The organism is Sphingobium sp. (assembly GCF_049304695.1).
Taxonomy (GTDB): domain Bacteria; phylum Pseudomonadota; class Alphaproteobacteria; order Sphingomonadales; family Sphingomonadaceae; genus Sphingobium.
Genome location: NZ_JBAQOK010000081.1, coordinates 40,514 through 53,079 on the forward strand (window position 1 = coordinate 40,514; position 12,566 = coordinate 53,079).

14 protein-coding genes are annotated in these 12,566 nt (G+C 63.6%); 8 read left to right on the forward strand and 6 right to left on the reverse strand.

Translation table 11 applies throughout. From position 1 onward, the window contains the following. Positions 1–101 precede the first annotated feature (101 nt). Positions 102–446 carry a DNA-directed RNA polymerase subunit omega gene (gene rpoZ / locus WA070_RS14995; protein ID WP_422634727.1) on the forward strand — a complete coding sequence of 115 codons (345 nt, stop codon included), beginning with the start codon at positions 102–104 and terminating at the stop codon, positions 444–446. A 141-nt stretch (positions 447–587) separates the two neighbouring features. Here the strand turns inward: rpoZ and WA070_RS15000 are convergent, their stop codons facing one another. Further along, positions 588–944 carry a glycine zipper 2TM domain-containing protein gene (locus WA070_RS15000; protein WP_422634728.1) on the reverse strand — a complete coding sequence of 119 codons (357 nt, stop codon included), beginning with the start codon at positions 942–944 and terminating at the stop codon, positions 588–590. Between the two features lie 117 nt (positions 945–1,061). After that, positions 1,062–1,775: a uracil-DNA glycosylase gene (ung, locus tag WA070_RS15005; protein ID WP_422634729.1), complete on the reverse strand. Its 714-nt coding sequence runs from the start codon at positions 1,773–1,775 to the stop codon at positions 1,062–1,064. 75 nt (positions 1,776–1,850) lie between these two features. On the opposite strand from ung, the gene WA070_RS15010 reads away from it, so the two are divergent. Genes WA070_RS15010 through WA070_RS15020 form a run of 3 tightly spaced genes read left to right on the forward strand, consistent with a single transcriptional unit; the run spans position 1,851 to position 4,406 of the window. Next, on the forward strand, positions 1,851–2,861 hold the full coding sequence (locus WA070_RS15010) for a serine hydrolase (RefSeq protein WP_422634730.1): 1,011 nt from the start codon (positions 1,851–1,853) through the stop codon (positions 2,859–2,861). A gap of 51 nt (positions 2,862–2,912) precedes the next feature. Further along, positions 2,913–3,281, forward strand: coding sequence for an Mpo1-like protein (locus WA070_RS15015; RefSeq protein ID WP_422634731.1), 369 nt, complete (start codon positions 2,913–2,915; stop codon positions 3,279–3,281). 51 nt (positions 3,282–3,332) lie between these two features. Continuing rightward, the gene (locus WA070_RS15020) at positions 3,333–4,406 is read left to right on the forward strand and encodes a GNAT family N-acetyltransferase (protein WP_422634732.1); all 1,074 of its coding nucleotides are present in this window, start codon (positions 3,333–3,335) and stop codon (positions 4,404–4,406) included. On the opposite strand, the gene WA070_RS15025 is transcribed toward WA070_RS15020, so the two are convergent. Both WA070_RS15025 and WA070_RS15030 read right to left on the reverse strand, forming a co-directional pair. Beyond that, positions 4,384–5,253: a cupin-like domain-containing protein gene (locus WA070_RS15025; RefSeq protein WP_422634733.1), complete on the reverse strand. Its 870-nt coding sequence runs from the start codon at positions 5,251–5,253 to the stop codon at positions 4,384–4,386. The two genes, WA070_RS15020 and WA070_RS15025, sit on opposite strands and share 23 nt — an antisense overlap. Beyond that, positions 5,250–6,380, reverse strand: a complete 1,131-nt coding sequence (locus tag WA070_RS15030) for a GNAT family N-acetyltransferase (protein ID WP_422634734.1) — start codon at positions 6,378–6,380, stop codon at positions 5,250–5,252. Before WA070_RS15030 ends, WA070_RS15025 begins: the two co-directional genes overlap by 4 nt. Before the next feature lie 165 nt (positions 6,381–6,545). Here WA070_RS15030 and WA070_RS15035 point away from each other — a divergent pair, with 165 nt between their 5' ends. From WA070_RS15035 to WA070_RS15050, 4 genes are all read left to right on the forward strand, one after another. Further along, positions 6,546–7,547 carry an NAD-dependent epimerase/dehydratase family protein gene (locus WA070_RS15035; protein ID WP_422634735.1) on the forward strand — a complete coding sequence of 334 codons (1,002 nt, stop codon included), beginning with the start codon at positions 6,546–6,548 and terminating at the stop codon, positions 7,545–7,547. Positions 7,548–7,896: 349 nt separating this feature from the next. Next, complete coding sequence (locus tag WA070_RS15040; RefSeq protein ID WP_422634911.1) at positions 7,897–8,856, forward strand: KpsF/GutQ family sugar-phosphate isomerase; 960 nt, start codon at positions 7,897–7,899, stop codon at positions 8,854–8,856. After that, positions 8,853–9,662, forward strand: coding sequence for a 3-deoxy-manno-octulosonate cytidylyltransferase (locus WA070_RS15045; RefSeq protein ID WP_422634912.1), 810 nt, complete (start codon positions 8,853–8,855; stop codon positions 9,660–9,662). Before WA070_RS15040 ends, WA070_RS15045 begins: the two co-directional genes overlap by 4 nt. A 12-nt stretch (positions 9,663–9,674) precedes the next feature. Further along, complete coding sequence (locus tag WA070_RS15050; protein ID WP_422634736.1) at positions 9,675–10,265, forward strand: histidine phosphatase family protein; 591 nt, start codon at positions 9,675–9,677, stop codon at positions 10,263–10,265. A gap of 8 nt (positions 10,266–10,273) precedes the next feature. Here the strand turns inward: WA070_RS15050 and egtD are convergent, their stop codons facing one another. Together egtD and egtB are read right to left on the reverse strand one after the other, a co-directional pair. Further along, positions 10,274–11,233, reverse strand: coding sequence for an L-histidine N(alpha)-methyltransferase (gene egtD, locus WA070_RS15055; RefSeq protein ID WP_422634737.1), 960 nt, complete (start codon positions 11,231–11,233; stop codon positions 10,274–10,276). A 4-nt stretch (positions 11,234–11,237) separates the two neighbouring features. Further along, the gene (egtB, locus tag WA070_RS15060; protein ID WP_422634738.1) at positions 11,238–12,506 is read right to left on the reverse strand and encodes an ergothioneine biosynthesis protein EgtB; all 1,269 of its coding nucleotides are present in this window, start codon (positions 12,504–12,506) and stop codon (positions 11,238–11,240) included. Between the last annotated feature and the right edge of the window lie 60 nt (positions 12,507–12,566).

The window sequence follows — 12,566 nt, forward strand, 5'->3', positions numbered from 1 at the left end:
GCGCACATCGCTATGGCTTTATGGCCTTTCATTGACTTCATGGGGGTGTGCTGCTAGGCGACCGGTTCGTAATTCCCCTTTGCTGTTTCAGGGAGGCCCGTTTGGCCCGCGTTACCGTCGAAGATTGTGTCGACAAGGTTACCAACCGTTTTGATCTTGTTCTGCTCGCTGCCCAGCGCGCGCGGGAGATTTCGGGTGGAGCCGAACTGACGATTGACCGCGACCGGGATAAAAACCCCGTCGTTGCCCTGCGCGAAATCGCGGAAGAAACTGTCTTGCCGGCCGATCTGCATGATTCGGTCGTCGCGTCTCTGCAAAAGGTGCAGATCGATGATGACGATACGCCTGATGAGATCGGATCGATCGCCCAGTCGGCGGAGGCTCTGCGCCTGACCGCCGCCGCGCCACCGCGTAACCAGAATATCGGCGGCGATTACGACGGCTGACGCTCTACCAGTTTGGAGAGGAACGAAGGCCCGGCCTGCGCAAGCAGGACCGGGCCTCACTTTGTCCGGGCGTCGATCTTCATCGAAGCGCACTCATAAAAAAGGGTCGGCGTCCATGTGAACGCCGACCCTTTGTCGAATTTAGCAGCTGCCGTTGCGGTCGATCGCCCGGCCTGCCAGCGCGCCTGCGCCTGCGCCAAGGACAGTGCCCGTCGTGCGTTCGCCGCGTGTATCGACGGCCCGGCCCAGCAACGCACCGGCTACGCCACCCACCAGCAACCCGGTGGTGCCGCCCGACTTGCGGCAGCGATAGCGATCATTGCGATCACCACGATAGTTGCGACGGTCCACATAGCGATCACCGCGATCACGATCACCGCGATATTCGCGATGATGTCCGCGACGATCGTCATGGCGCGCATAGGATGCCGACGGGATGACCGCAGTCATGGTAGCAGCGGTCAGTGCAGCGGCCATAATGGCTTTGCGGATGTTCATGATATTTCTCCTCTAACCCGAAATCTTGTGATTACGAATCAGGGTATGCCATCATCGTCCTATGCCAATGCTGAACCGACCTGTTATGCTCCGTTCAGCTAGAAATTTTTCAGGACTTCAGATCGAAAGCGTGCGCTGCGTCTCCCCGACAGGCGGTAAGGCCCAGTCGATTGCGCCGCGCCCCTTTGCTTTCAGAAAGGCATTGGCCTGCGAAAAGGGGCGGCTGCCCAGGAACCCGTTATGTGCGGATAGCGGGGAAGGGTGCGCCGATTTCAGCACAAGATGGCGGTCCTGATCCACGAATGCCGCCTTGCGCTGCGCGTAAGCACCCCATAGCAGGAATACGGTCGATGCGGATTGCGCCGCCACCGCCCGGATCACGGCGTCGGTGAATGTCTCCCACCCCTTACCCTGATGCGATGCCGCACGACCCATCTCCACCGTCAGCACGCTGTTGAGCAGCAACACGCCCTGCCGCGCCCAATGCTCCAGAAAGCCGTGGCGGGCGCGCGGCAGGCCCAGGTCGTTTTCCATTTCCTTGTAGATGTTGACTAGCGATGGTGGAATACGCACGTCGGGGCGCACGGAAAAGCACAGGCCATGGGCCTGTCCCTCGCCATGATAGGGGTCTTGCCCCAATATCACGACCTTCACATCGTCCAGCGGCGTCAGGTTCAGCGCGCGAAAATATTCGCTGCCCTTGGGAAAAATGCGTTTCCCTGCTGCCTTCTCCGCTTCCAGAAAGGCCTTGAGACCCTGCATATGCGGGGCGCCGAACTGATCGGCCAGCGCCGTGTGCCAGCTTTCGTGCAATGTGTTTGGTGCGTTCATGCGCCGCAGATGGCCTGCGTGCAAAACCACTGTCAACGCTCTTGCACGCGGGCCGCGCATCCGCGAATATGAGCCATGCCATTTCTACGCCCGTTCAGCGCCCTTGCCGCCGCCTGCGGCCTGTTCCTCACGCCTCTGCCCACGGCCGACGCTTTCGGTCCGGCCAGGACGCAGGTGCAGGAAAGTGCGGAGGCGCGCTTGCTGGGCCAGTTTCAACGCTTCGCTGCATTGACCGACGGCACCGTGGGCATCACGGTCAAGGATCTGGGGACAGGGGAAACGCTTGCGCTTAACGGCGACATGCTGTTCCCGATGGCCAGCGCTTACAAGGTCGCAGTGGCAGGCCGCATCTTCGCCATGGTCGATGCGGGGGAGGTAACGCTGGCCGACATGCTGCCGCCCGAACCGGCGCAGGTCGGGTCGATCGGCACCTTGTCGGTCGCAACGCTGCTCGACCTGATGCTGACCCGCAGCGACAATAACGCCACCGACGTTCTGGTCGCCCGTGCCGGTGGCCCGGTCGCCGTCAATGCCTGGGTCGCAGGGCTGGGCATCCGTGGCTTGCGCGTCGATAGCAATACCGCCGACCTGCTCTATCGCGCGATGGACCTGACCCCGCGCCCCGGCAATTTCAATCGCAACGTGGCAGCGGCCATGGCGGCGAACCCGGCTCTGCGGACACGCGATGCGCGCGACATGCCCAATATCGCCTTCGCCCGCGATCCGCGCGATACCGCCACGCCGGCCGCCATGACCGATCTGGTCGCCGCGATCCGCACTGGTCGGGCGCTCAAGCCCGCCAGCACCGTCGCTATGTTGTCGATCATGGAACATTGCCGCACGGGCAAAGCGCGCCTGTCGGGCATGTTGCCGCCCGGTACGCGCATCGCGCACAAGACCGGGTCGCTCAACGGGACCGGCAACGATACCGGCGTCGTCACTCTGCCGGACGGACGGCTGTTCGCCATCACCGTGTTCGTGATGCAGGATCATAAAGGGCATGACGCGCGTGATCGCATCATGGCCGAAGCGGCGCGCGCCGCTTTCGACTATTTTCTGTTCGCCCCCAATCGCGCCACGGCCTGACGCAACAGGCTTAATCCGGATCGGGTTTTTCGATAGATAGGGCAGGAGAGGATGATCGTGCCCATTACCCGATTCCAGGATTTCTGGCCCTATTATCTTCAGGAACATGCGCGTCCCGGCACGCGGGCTCTGCACTATGCCGGGACCAGTCTGGTCGTCCTGATGCTCGCCAGTGCTCCGGTCACGCCCCATAAGTGGTTGGCCTTGGCTGTGCCATTGGCAGGCTACGGCTTCGCCTGGGCGGGGCATAGCCTGATCGAGCATAACCGGCCCGCCACATTTCGCTATCCGCTCTGGTCGCTGCGCGCCGACTTCCGGATGTGGTTTCGCTTCATGACCGGTCGCATGCGTCACGACCTGGCCCACGCAGGCGTGCGTCCCGACGGCACGGTCGATCCGGCGCAGCGGCGGCAGGGCTGAAAGCGCAGCCGCCGCGCTTGACCGGACGCGCGGCTCTGCCACAAGGGCGCGATGAGCCTGACCGCGCAATTTTCCCCGCTACCCGACCGGGCAGCGCTGGCCTCACGCTGGCAGGCGCTGGAGGCGCGATCGCACGCGTCGTCCTTCTTTCTGGGATGGACATGGACCGGAAGCTGGCTCGACAGCTATGGCGTCCGCCCCGACCTGCTCACCGTCACCGACGATCAGGGGCGCGATGTCGCTCTCGCGCTGGTCGGCCATGCTTTGCGCCCGCGCCTGACCGGCCGCGTCGCCACCCTGCATCTCAACCAGTCTGGTGACCCCACCGCCGACCGGCCCTATGTCGAATATAACGGCCTGCTGAGCGCGCAGGGCCAAGAGGCGGATGCCACCGTCGCCGCCATCGCCGCGCTGGACCGTCGCCGCGACTGGCGCGCGCTGACGCTGGCTGGCATCGCGCCGGATTCACCCCTGCTGGCGCTACCCGCCCGCCGTCGCACGCGGGTCGATCACGCACCTGTGTATCAGGTCGATCTGACAGCCGTGCGCAGGGCGGGAGGCGATTACCTCTCCCTGCTCAGCAGCAACACACGCAGCCAGATCCGCCGCGCGATCAAGGATCATGGCGGCACGCTGCCAGAAGTCGAGGTGGCCGGGCTGAACGATATCGCCCCATGGCTGGATGAAATGGCGACGTTGAACCGGGGGCGCCATGCCGACAATGCGTGGGATGACGAAGGCTTTCGCCGCTTCGTCGCGACGATCGCCGCGCGCGGGCTGACGGATGGGTCGGTGGAGGTCATGCGTTTTACCGACGCGGGCGGTCTGGTCGGGCTGCTCGTCAATTTCGTGCATCGGGGGCAGGCGCTCAATTACCAGTCCGCCTTCGCCGATCCGCGCACGGCCAAGGACAAGCCCGGCCTGCTCTGCCACACGGCGGCGGTCGATCATTATGCCGCCCGCAGCCTGTCGCTCTATTCGCTGCTGGCGGGCAAGGATCGGTATAAACAAAGCCTCTCCACCTGCGAAGAAAGCCTCGAATGGTGGAGACTGGAACGCTTCAGCCCTCGGCTGGAGGCGGAAGCGGTCCTGCGCCGGTTGCTTAAGCGCCCAGCTTCCGCATGATGCGATAGGCCAGACGCCGGATGCCCTGACGCTCCGGTTGCTGGCTCACCTGTCCGATCGGCAGCTTGCGTTTGCGCAGCAGCGCGTTGAAACTGTGCAGCTCGCCTTCCGCCACGCTGCGTTCCGACCGCCATGTCACCGACAGGCTGACCGATACGGCGGGGCCGTTTTCCACGAAATGCGGTGCCTTGACCGGCACATGGACGGCATCGCCCGGCGTCATGGGAAAGGGGGTGCCACGCGATTTGAACCCATCCTGCCAGACGAGGTTGCGATGGCCGCCGTCATGAAACTCTTCGCTCTTCTGCGCAGGGACCAGCGTTTCGTCGCGCGCCGGGAACACCGTCATGACCTTGCTGCCCATGATCTGGAGCAGGATATTATGCTCCGGGTCCATATGAAATGGCGTGACGCTGCCCGGCGACGTTAGGAATATGAAGGCTTCGCGATGTAGCATCGGCCCGGTAGCCGCGCGCACGATCGCCTCCAGCTCGGCCAGTGCCGCGTCGAGCAGCGCAGCATAGGCCGGGTCGCGCTCGACATTCTTCAACACCGCCCAACTGCCATTGCTTTCGATCGTGCGGATCGTCTCGCCCAGTGTCAGGCCGTTGGTCGGCGTATCTTCGGGCCGCACACCCAGCGGCAGCTTGCCCAGATTATATTCCACGCTCGACGCGGGCATCCGTTCGGCCAGCACCGCCAGCGCGTCGAGCGTCAGCAGGTCATGCCCGACCAGCCCATGCGCCAGAGTGACTGGCCGATCAGGATAGGCGGCTGCAAAGGTCGCACGCGTCGCATCGGAAAAGATCGCCGCGTCCCCGCGCGCAATCGGGCCATGAGCGGTCATCCGCGTCCTTTCATCATGCTCGCCATCGTTTCAACGCCATTAGCGATGGCAAAGGCAGCGCTGCGCTGCATCCGCGCGACGCCCGATCCATGCAGGGCGATGCGATATTGCACGATCGTGCGCCGCTCCGCCCACAGGCTGTCGATCATCGGATGGCCGGGCGCTGCGCAACTGTCCATCCATGCGATCGCATCGTCCGCCTGCACAGCATGCAGATTGGCGATCTCGATCAGCACGCCGGGCGAAAAGCGGCCCAGTTCTTCATCGAATGCGATCTTGAAAGAGAATGCTCCCGCGCCATGGCGGAAATTGGCCAGCATTGCGATCGCCCGGCCATCCAGGTCGATGCGCAACATATGCAGCCGTCCGGCCTCGAACGCAGCGGCGCAGGCCGCGCGAAAAAAAGCGGCATCGGCAGGCTTGCACGACAGCGCCGTGCCTTCGCGACCCTTCCATCCCGATGCTTCCAGCGCCAGAAAATCCGCGCACCAGCGTGGTAATTCGCGCGGCTCGACCAGCAAGTGCTGCTCCACCGTTCCCATATCCGCCAGTCGCTTTTGCAGGCGGCGCAATTCCTTGCGTTTCTTGGACCGGACATGCGTGTCCCAATAAGCATCGGCGGTCAGGTCGGATCGCAGCATCGCCCGGTCATAGCGATGAATTTCGCGCCGCCCGCGCCGCTGCTCCACGCACACCGCTTCCAGCGCGGCGGCATTGGCTCCAGCAGCATCCAGCGCCTGAAGATGCAGGAATCCCCGCGCCCATGGTGCATCGTCCAGTTGTTGCAACAACCCACGCCATGCGGCGACTTCGCGCCCGCGCCGGATCACTGGCGCGCCAAAGAAGCAATGATCGTGCATCCAGTTCGCCACGCAGCCAATGGGCAGTCGCCCGTGCCGCTGACGCAGTACGACCGGCAGCAGCCCGATCAGCTCCGCGCCGTCCCGCGCTTCGATCATCCGCACCGTGCCGTCGGACGCCAGATGGTCGATCGCCGCGCCCAGCATGTCGGGCGCGTAAAAGGCATTGGCCTCCGCCGCGTCCTGCGCCAGCGCCGACCAGCGTGCGCGCTGTGCCATTTCCGGCGCGCACGGCAGAGGGGGCGTAGGATGCGATGCCATGTCCATGGCCTGGCCATAGACGGGAAAGATTAGGGAAAGCCTAAACGTCCCCCACGGTGGATCGACCATCCCGGCGCATAAGTCGCGCAAACCTCTTTACATCGGGTCTCGCAATGGGTGTGACTGGATGCGGTCCGGCATCCCTGCGCCGGGCTGGAAGGAGATGACGAGATGACGATTTTGATCACCGGCGTGGCGGGCTTCATCGGCCGTGCGGTGGCCGACCAGCTAATGGCGCAGGGGCATGCGGTGGTCGGCATCGACAATATGAATGACTATTATCCCGTCTCACTGAAACGCGATCGCATCGCCACGCTGCATGCCGCCCATGGTAAGCTGTTCACCTTCCATGAACTGGATTTCGCCGATCTGGATGCGCTGCACGCGGCGCTCGCCGATCAGGTGATCGAAGCGATCGTGCATCTGGGCGCACAGGCCGGGGTCCGCTATTCCCTGATCAACCCGCATGCCTATGTTCGCTCCAATCTGGCGGGCCATGTCAACATGCTTGAACTCGCGCGCGAACGGCGGGTGCGGCATCTGGTCTATGCGTCCTCATCATCCGTCTATGGCGGCAATGACAGCCTGCCATTCCGCGTGGAGGATCGTGCCGACCATCCCGTCTCGCTCTATGCCGCGACCAAGCGGGCCGACGAATTGATGAGCGAAACCTACGCCCACCTGTTCCGCATCCCCATGACCGGCCTGCGCTTCTTCACCGTCTATGGCCCATGGGGGCGGCCCGACATGGCGATGTGGATCTTCACGTCCAAAATTCTGGCGGGGGAGGCGATCCCGGTGTTCAACCATGGCCGGATGCAGCGCGACTTCACCTATATCGACGATATCGTCGCGGGCGTGATTGGCTGCCTCGACCATCCCCCCGCCGATGACGGCGCGCTCAAGGCAGGCGGCAGCCGCAGCCCGCACCGGCTCTATAACATCGGTAACAACCGGCCAGAGGAACTGATGCACCTGATCGCCGTGCTGGAGGAGGCGATCGGCATGAAGGCAAAAGTCGATTTCCAGCCGATGCAGCCGGGTGACGTCCATGCAACATTCGCCGACATCGGCGCGATCGCGCAGGACATCGGCTATGCTCCGACCACACGAATCGAAGCGGGCGTGCCGCAATTCATATCCTGGTATCGCGACTATCATGCCACAGGCTAGGGCATATGCTGCGATGCACATTCGATGATGAAAGACATTGCCCGATCACTGACCGTTACGACTGGCCTGACCCGTCAACTGCGCCGATGCGACGCGTTAGCACGCTCAACGATTGTTCGCAGTTGCGAAATAGATTGCGTTAACTAGTTGAAACGTCGTAGACAGACGTCGGTGCTGGTTGATAAAACTGGCTAGGGGTCGGTGAACGAGGTTAGGACGATAAGCCGAATTTGGTGGTTCGTCGCCGTGTGCGAAATCCGGGCAATCCGGGATAGCGGACGGAAAAAAGGGCAAATACGTGTCGACACTAGCATCGAAGATCGTCCCGTTCGGATCGGGCGGACGGATCATTGAAACAGCATGCCGCAGTCTCTCCATCGCGGCGTCTGGCCTCAATGCACTGGAAGCGCAGTTTGCGGAGCGTGACTTTTCTGCCACATTCCTGCGGCTGATCGGCGTAATCATGAACGTGCGCGGTCGGGTGATCGTCACCGGCATCGGCAAGAGCGGCATCGTCGCGCGCAAGATGACGGCGACGCTGACATCCACCGGCACACCGGCTATCTTCCTGCACCCCGCCGACGCCGGCCATGGCGATCTGGGCATGGTAACGCCCGACGACGTGGTGCTGATGCTGTCCCATTCGGGCGAATCGACCGAACTCGGTCCGATCATCCAATATTGCAAACGCTTCGCCATCCCTCTGCTGGGCATGACGGCGCGCGATAACAGCACGGTCGCGTCCGCCGTTGACATCTGCATGATGATGCCCGACGTGCCCGAAGCCTGTTCCAACACGCTTGCCCCCACCACATCAACTACGGTTCAGATGGCGTTCGGTGATGCACTGGCGATCGCGCTGATGGAAATGCGTGGTTTCTCTGCTGACGATTTCCACAAATTCCATCCCAACGGCCGCCTTGGCGCACAATTGCTCAAGGTACGCGAACTGATGGCGAAGGGCGATGATGTGCCCAGCGTGCAGGAAGGCGCTTCGCTGCTCGACGCGACGATCGAAATGACTCGCGCGCGTCTGGGCGGCACGGCCGTGGTCGATCAGAACGGTCGCCTGATCGGCGCGTTCACCGATGGCGATCTGCGCCGCGCCGTCACGGGCAAGCAGAACCTGACCGAAGCGGTCGGCCGTTTCATGACGCCAACGCCGCTGGCCGTCGCGCCCGACGAACTTGTCCATGAAGCGCTGCATCTGATGCACGAACGCAATATCATGCTGCTATTCGTGTGCGACAAGGGTGCGCTGGTCGGGGCTGTTCATATGCATGACCTGCTGAACGCCGGGGTCGCCTGACTCTCCTCGTCGTCATTCCCGCGCGGGCCGGATCGTCCCGCCTGCCGCGCAAGCCTCTGGCGCTCATCGCCGGGCGAACCCTGTTGCATCGGACGATCGCCATGGCGCGTGCCGCCATCGGCGCGCGAACCGGCGTCGCGCTGACCGTCGCCACTGACGATGACGAAATTGCCGCCCATGCCCGCGACGTCGGATGCGATGCGGTCATGACCGACAGCGCCATCGCAACCGGATCGGGCCGCGCGCTGGCGGCAGCGTTGCAGCAGGATGCGCCGCCGCATTTCGTCGTCAATCTTCAGGGCGATTCCCCCTTTCAGCCGCAAGGCGCGCTGGGTGCCGTGATCGCAGCGCTGGAATGCGGCGCGCAGGTCGCCACCCCGGTCATTGCCCTCGACTGGCCCGCGCTCGACGCCCTGCGCGATCACAAGACGCGCTCGCCCTTCAGCGGCACCACTTGCGCTCGCGCGCCCGACGGCCATGCACTCTGGTTTTCAAAGGCGATCATCCCGGCCATCCGCAACGAAGACAGGCTGCGCGCCAGTCAGCCCCGTTCACCCGTCTGGCGGCATGTCGGCCTGTACGGCTACACGCTGGACGCCCTGCGCCGGTTCGAGGCGGCCCCGCCGACCGATCTGGAAAATCTTGAGGGGCTGGAGCAACTACGTCTGCTGGAACTTGGCATCCCCGTCATGACCGTGGCCGTCAATCCGCCCATATTCGACAGCTCAGGCATTGATACACAGGCGGATATCAGCCGGGTTGAGGCGCTGATCGCTACCCATGGCGACCCGACGCCGCCACTGTAAGTCGATCCGACCATGCACCGTATCTTCATCATCCGCCACGGCAACACCTTCGCCAGCAGCGCGGACGCTCGCCGCATAGGATCGCGTACGGACATCCCCCTGGTCGAAAGCGGTCGCGCTCAAGCCGACAGGCTGGGCGCATGGTTCGCGAGCCAGAACTTCCCCATCGCCCGCCTGCTGTCCAGCCCCCTGCTGCGCGCAAGGGAAACGGCGCAGGCCATCGCCACCGCCTGCGATAAAGTGCTGGACGGCACGCGCAACTGGTTGGGGGAAATCGACCATGGCCCGGACGAAAATGCTCTTGAGGCTGACGTTCTCGCGCGCATCGGTGCGCCGGCCTTGGCCGACTGGGACGAACGCGGCATCGCTCCGGATGGCTGGATCGTCGATGCAGAGCGCCGCATCGGCGCTTGGCGCGCTTTCTTCGCAGAGGGTGGGAAAGGGGCCGATCTGCTCGTCACCAGCAACGGCGCCGCGCGCTTTGCGTTACTTACCTTGGGCCTGCCCCTCTCCACGCTCAAATTACGCACGGGTGCCTTTGGCGAACTGGCGGTGGAGAATGACGGCACCGTGCGCCTGATCCGCTGGGACGAACGCCCTTAGCGCGCCGCTCAGGCCGCCTCCGCCAGCATCAGCGAAAACAGCCCATCTGAATCGCTCCATTCCTGCACCGGGTTCCATCCGCCCGCGCGCAGCAGCAGGCGGCTATCACGCGGCCCATATTTATGGCTGCTCTCGGTATGGATCGTCTCGCCCTGTACCATGGAAAACCGCTCGCCGCTGACATGGAACGTCAGCGGATGAACCGCTTCCAGATGCATTTCGATCCGCGCCTTGTCATCGTTCCACACCGCACGATGGGCCAGCCCATCCATCGGCATATCGCCGTTCAGCTCGCGATTAATTCGTGCGATCAGATTTAGGTTGAACGCTGCCGTCACGCCTGCCGCATCGTCATAAGCGGCGATCAGCCGGTCGCGATCCTTGATCCGGTCCATGCCGATCAACAACTGCGCGTCGTCGCCCAGCAGCCGACGCATCGCGCGCAGCAGATCGACCGCCTCGCCCGGCTCCATATTGCCGATGGTCGAACCGGGGAAGAAGCCCAGACGCGGCATCGCGGCGATGGCGGTAGGCAGCGTGAGGGGACCATTGAAATCGCCGACCAGCGGCAGCACAGGCAAGCCAGGGAAGGCATCGCCCAGTGCCGCGCTGCTGGCGTGTAGAAAATCGCCACTGATGTCGATCGGCACATAGGCGGCGGGCGCAATGGCGCGCAGCAGATGGGGCGTCTTGCGCGCGCTCCCCGCGCCAAATTCCACGACCGCCCGGCCAGCGCCAACTGCGGCGGCAAAATCCGCGCCATGCCGTTCCAGCAACCCCGTCTCGGTCCGCGTTGGATAATATTCAGGCAGATCGGTGATCGCCTCGAACAGTTCCGAACCGCGCTGGTCATAAAACCAGATCGGCGGCGTCGCCTTGGGCGTGCAGGACAGGCCTGCCAAGATATCGCGGCGAAAGGCCGGATCGGCAGAGCGGGTGGGGGCGGGGGCGTCTTCAGTCAACAACATCGCGTTACAGATCCTTGGCAAGGCGCAGCCCGGTAAATTGCCAGCGTTGATGGGGGTAAAAGAAATTGCGGTAACTGGCGCGCACATGCCCACGCGGCGTTGCGCAACTGCCCCCGCGCAGCACGAACTGCCCGGACATGAACTTGCCATTATATTCGCCGACCGCACCGGGAGCGGCGCGAAAACCGGGGTAGGGGCGATAGGCGCTGCCCGTCCATTCCCACACATCGCCGAACATCTGTGTCAGGTTCGCATCGTCGCTCGCCGCATGTGGGCGCGGTGCCGTCGCATCGTCCAACTGCGTGCCGCTGATCGGCGCGACATTCTGCGCCGCGCTTTCCCATTCCGCCTCGGTCGGCAATCGGGCACCCGCCCAACTGGCATAGGCATCCGCTTCATACAGGCTGATGTGCGTCACCGGCGCAGCGGGGTTTACCGGCTGGCGCCCGTCCAGCCCAAAGCGCGTCCAGCCCTGTTCGCCCTGCTTCCAATAAGCTGGCGCGTCCACGCCCTGCGCCTGCACCCATGCCCATCCATCGGACAGCCAATGCGATGCCTCGCCATAGCCGCCATCCTCGATGAAGGCGATCCACTCGCCATTCGTCACCGGACGATGGGCCAGCGCATGGGGATGCAGCAACGCCTTGTGCCGTGGCCCTTCGCAATCGAACGCGAAATCGCTCTGTCCGCCATGGCCGATCTCGACCAGCCCCTCGCGTCCTTCGATCCAGTGCAGCGGCCCCGGCAGCGCGACTGGCGCGGCGGCGGGGGCAGCAAACAGGGCAGGCTCCATCGGATTGCAGGAAAACAGATGAAGCAGATCGGTCAGCATCAATTCCTGATGCTGCTGCTCGTGATGCAGGCCCAACGTCACCAGCGCCCGGACGGCTTGCGGCAGCATCGGCAGTGCGCGGACCATAGCGGCATCGACATGCGTCCGCCATGCCAGCACCTCGTCCAGCGACGGCCGCGTCAGCATGCCGCGCATGGCCCGCGCATGACGCGGCCCTTCCGCCTCATAATAGCTGTTGAACAGAAAGGCGTAGCGCGGGTCGAACGGCTGATAGCCTTCCACATGATCGCGCAGGACAAACGTCTCGAAAAACCACGTCACATGCGCCAGATGCCATTTGGCGGGCGACGCATCGGGCATCGACTGAACCGTGGCGTCAGCGTCCGACAGGGGCGTGGCCAGCGTCTGCGTCAGATGCCGGACATCGCGATAGCGCCGTTCCAGGTCATCTTGCCGGTTTTCGGTCCAGCTTTTCGCCACGCATGCCCCTTCCGATACGGTGATCTGCTCTCTTCCTATCCCAAAGCGCATGAATGGCCA

What these genes read in the sequence shown, in the direction of transcription:
- ung (WP_422634729.1), bottom strand. Translation starts at nt 1,775, where the DNA reads ATGAACGCACCAAACACATTGCACGAAAGCTGGCACACGGCGCTGGCC.
- WA070_RS15010 (WP_422634730.1), top strand. Translation starts at nt 1,851, where the DNA reads ATGCCATTTCTACGCCCGTTCAGCGCCCTTGCCGCCGCCTGCGGCCTG.
- WA070_RS15015 (WP_422634731.1), top strand. Translation starts at nt 2,913, where the DNA reads ATGATCGTGCCCATTACCCGATTCCAGGATTTCTGGCCCTATTATCTT.
- WA070_RS15050 (WP_422634736.1), top strand. Translation starts at nt 9,675, where the DNA reads ATGCACCGTATCTTCATCATCCGCCACGGCAACACCTTCGCCAGCAGC.
- WA070_RS15035 (WP_422634735.1), top strand. Translation starts at nt 6,546, where the DNA reads ATGACGATTTTGATCACCGGCGTGGCGGGCTTCATCGGCCGTGCGGTG.
- WA070_RS15000 (WP_422634728.1), bottom strand. Translation starts at nt 944, where the DNA reads ATGAACATCCGCAAAGCCATTATGGCCGCTGCACTGACCGCTGCTACC.
- WA070_RS15020 (WP_422634732.1), top strand. Translation starts at nt 3,333, where the DNA reads ATGAGCCTGACCGCGCAATTTTCCCCGCTACCCGACCGGGCAGCGCTG.
- WA070_RS15030 (WP_422634734.1), bottom strand. Translation starts at nt 6,380, where the DNA reads ATGGACATGGCATCGCATCCTACGCCCCCTCTGCCGTGCGCGCCGGAA.
- WA070_RS15025 (WP_422634733.1), bottom strand. Translation starts at nt 5,253, where the DNA reads ATGACCGCTCATGGCCCGATTGCGCGCGGGGACGCGGCGATCTTTTCC.
- egtD (WP_422634737.1), bottom strand. Translation starts at nt 11,233, where the DNA reads ATGTTGTTGACTGAAGACGCCCCCGCCCCCACCCGCTCTGCCGATCCG.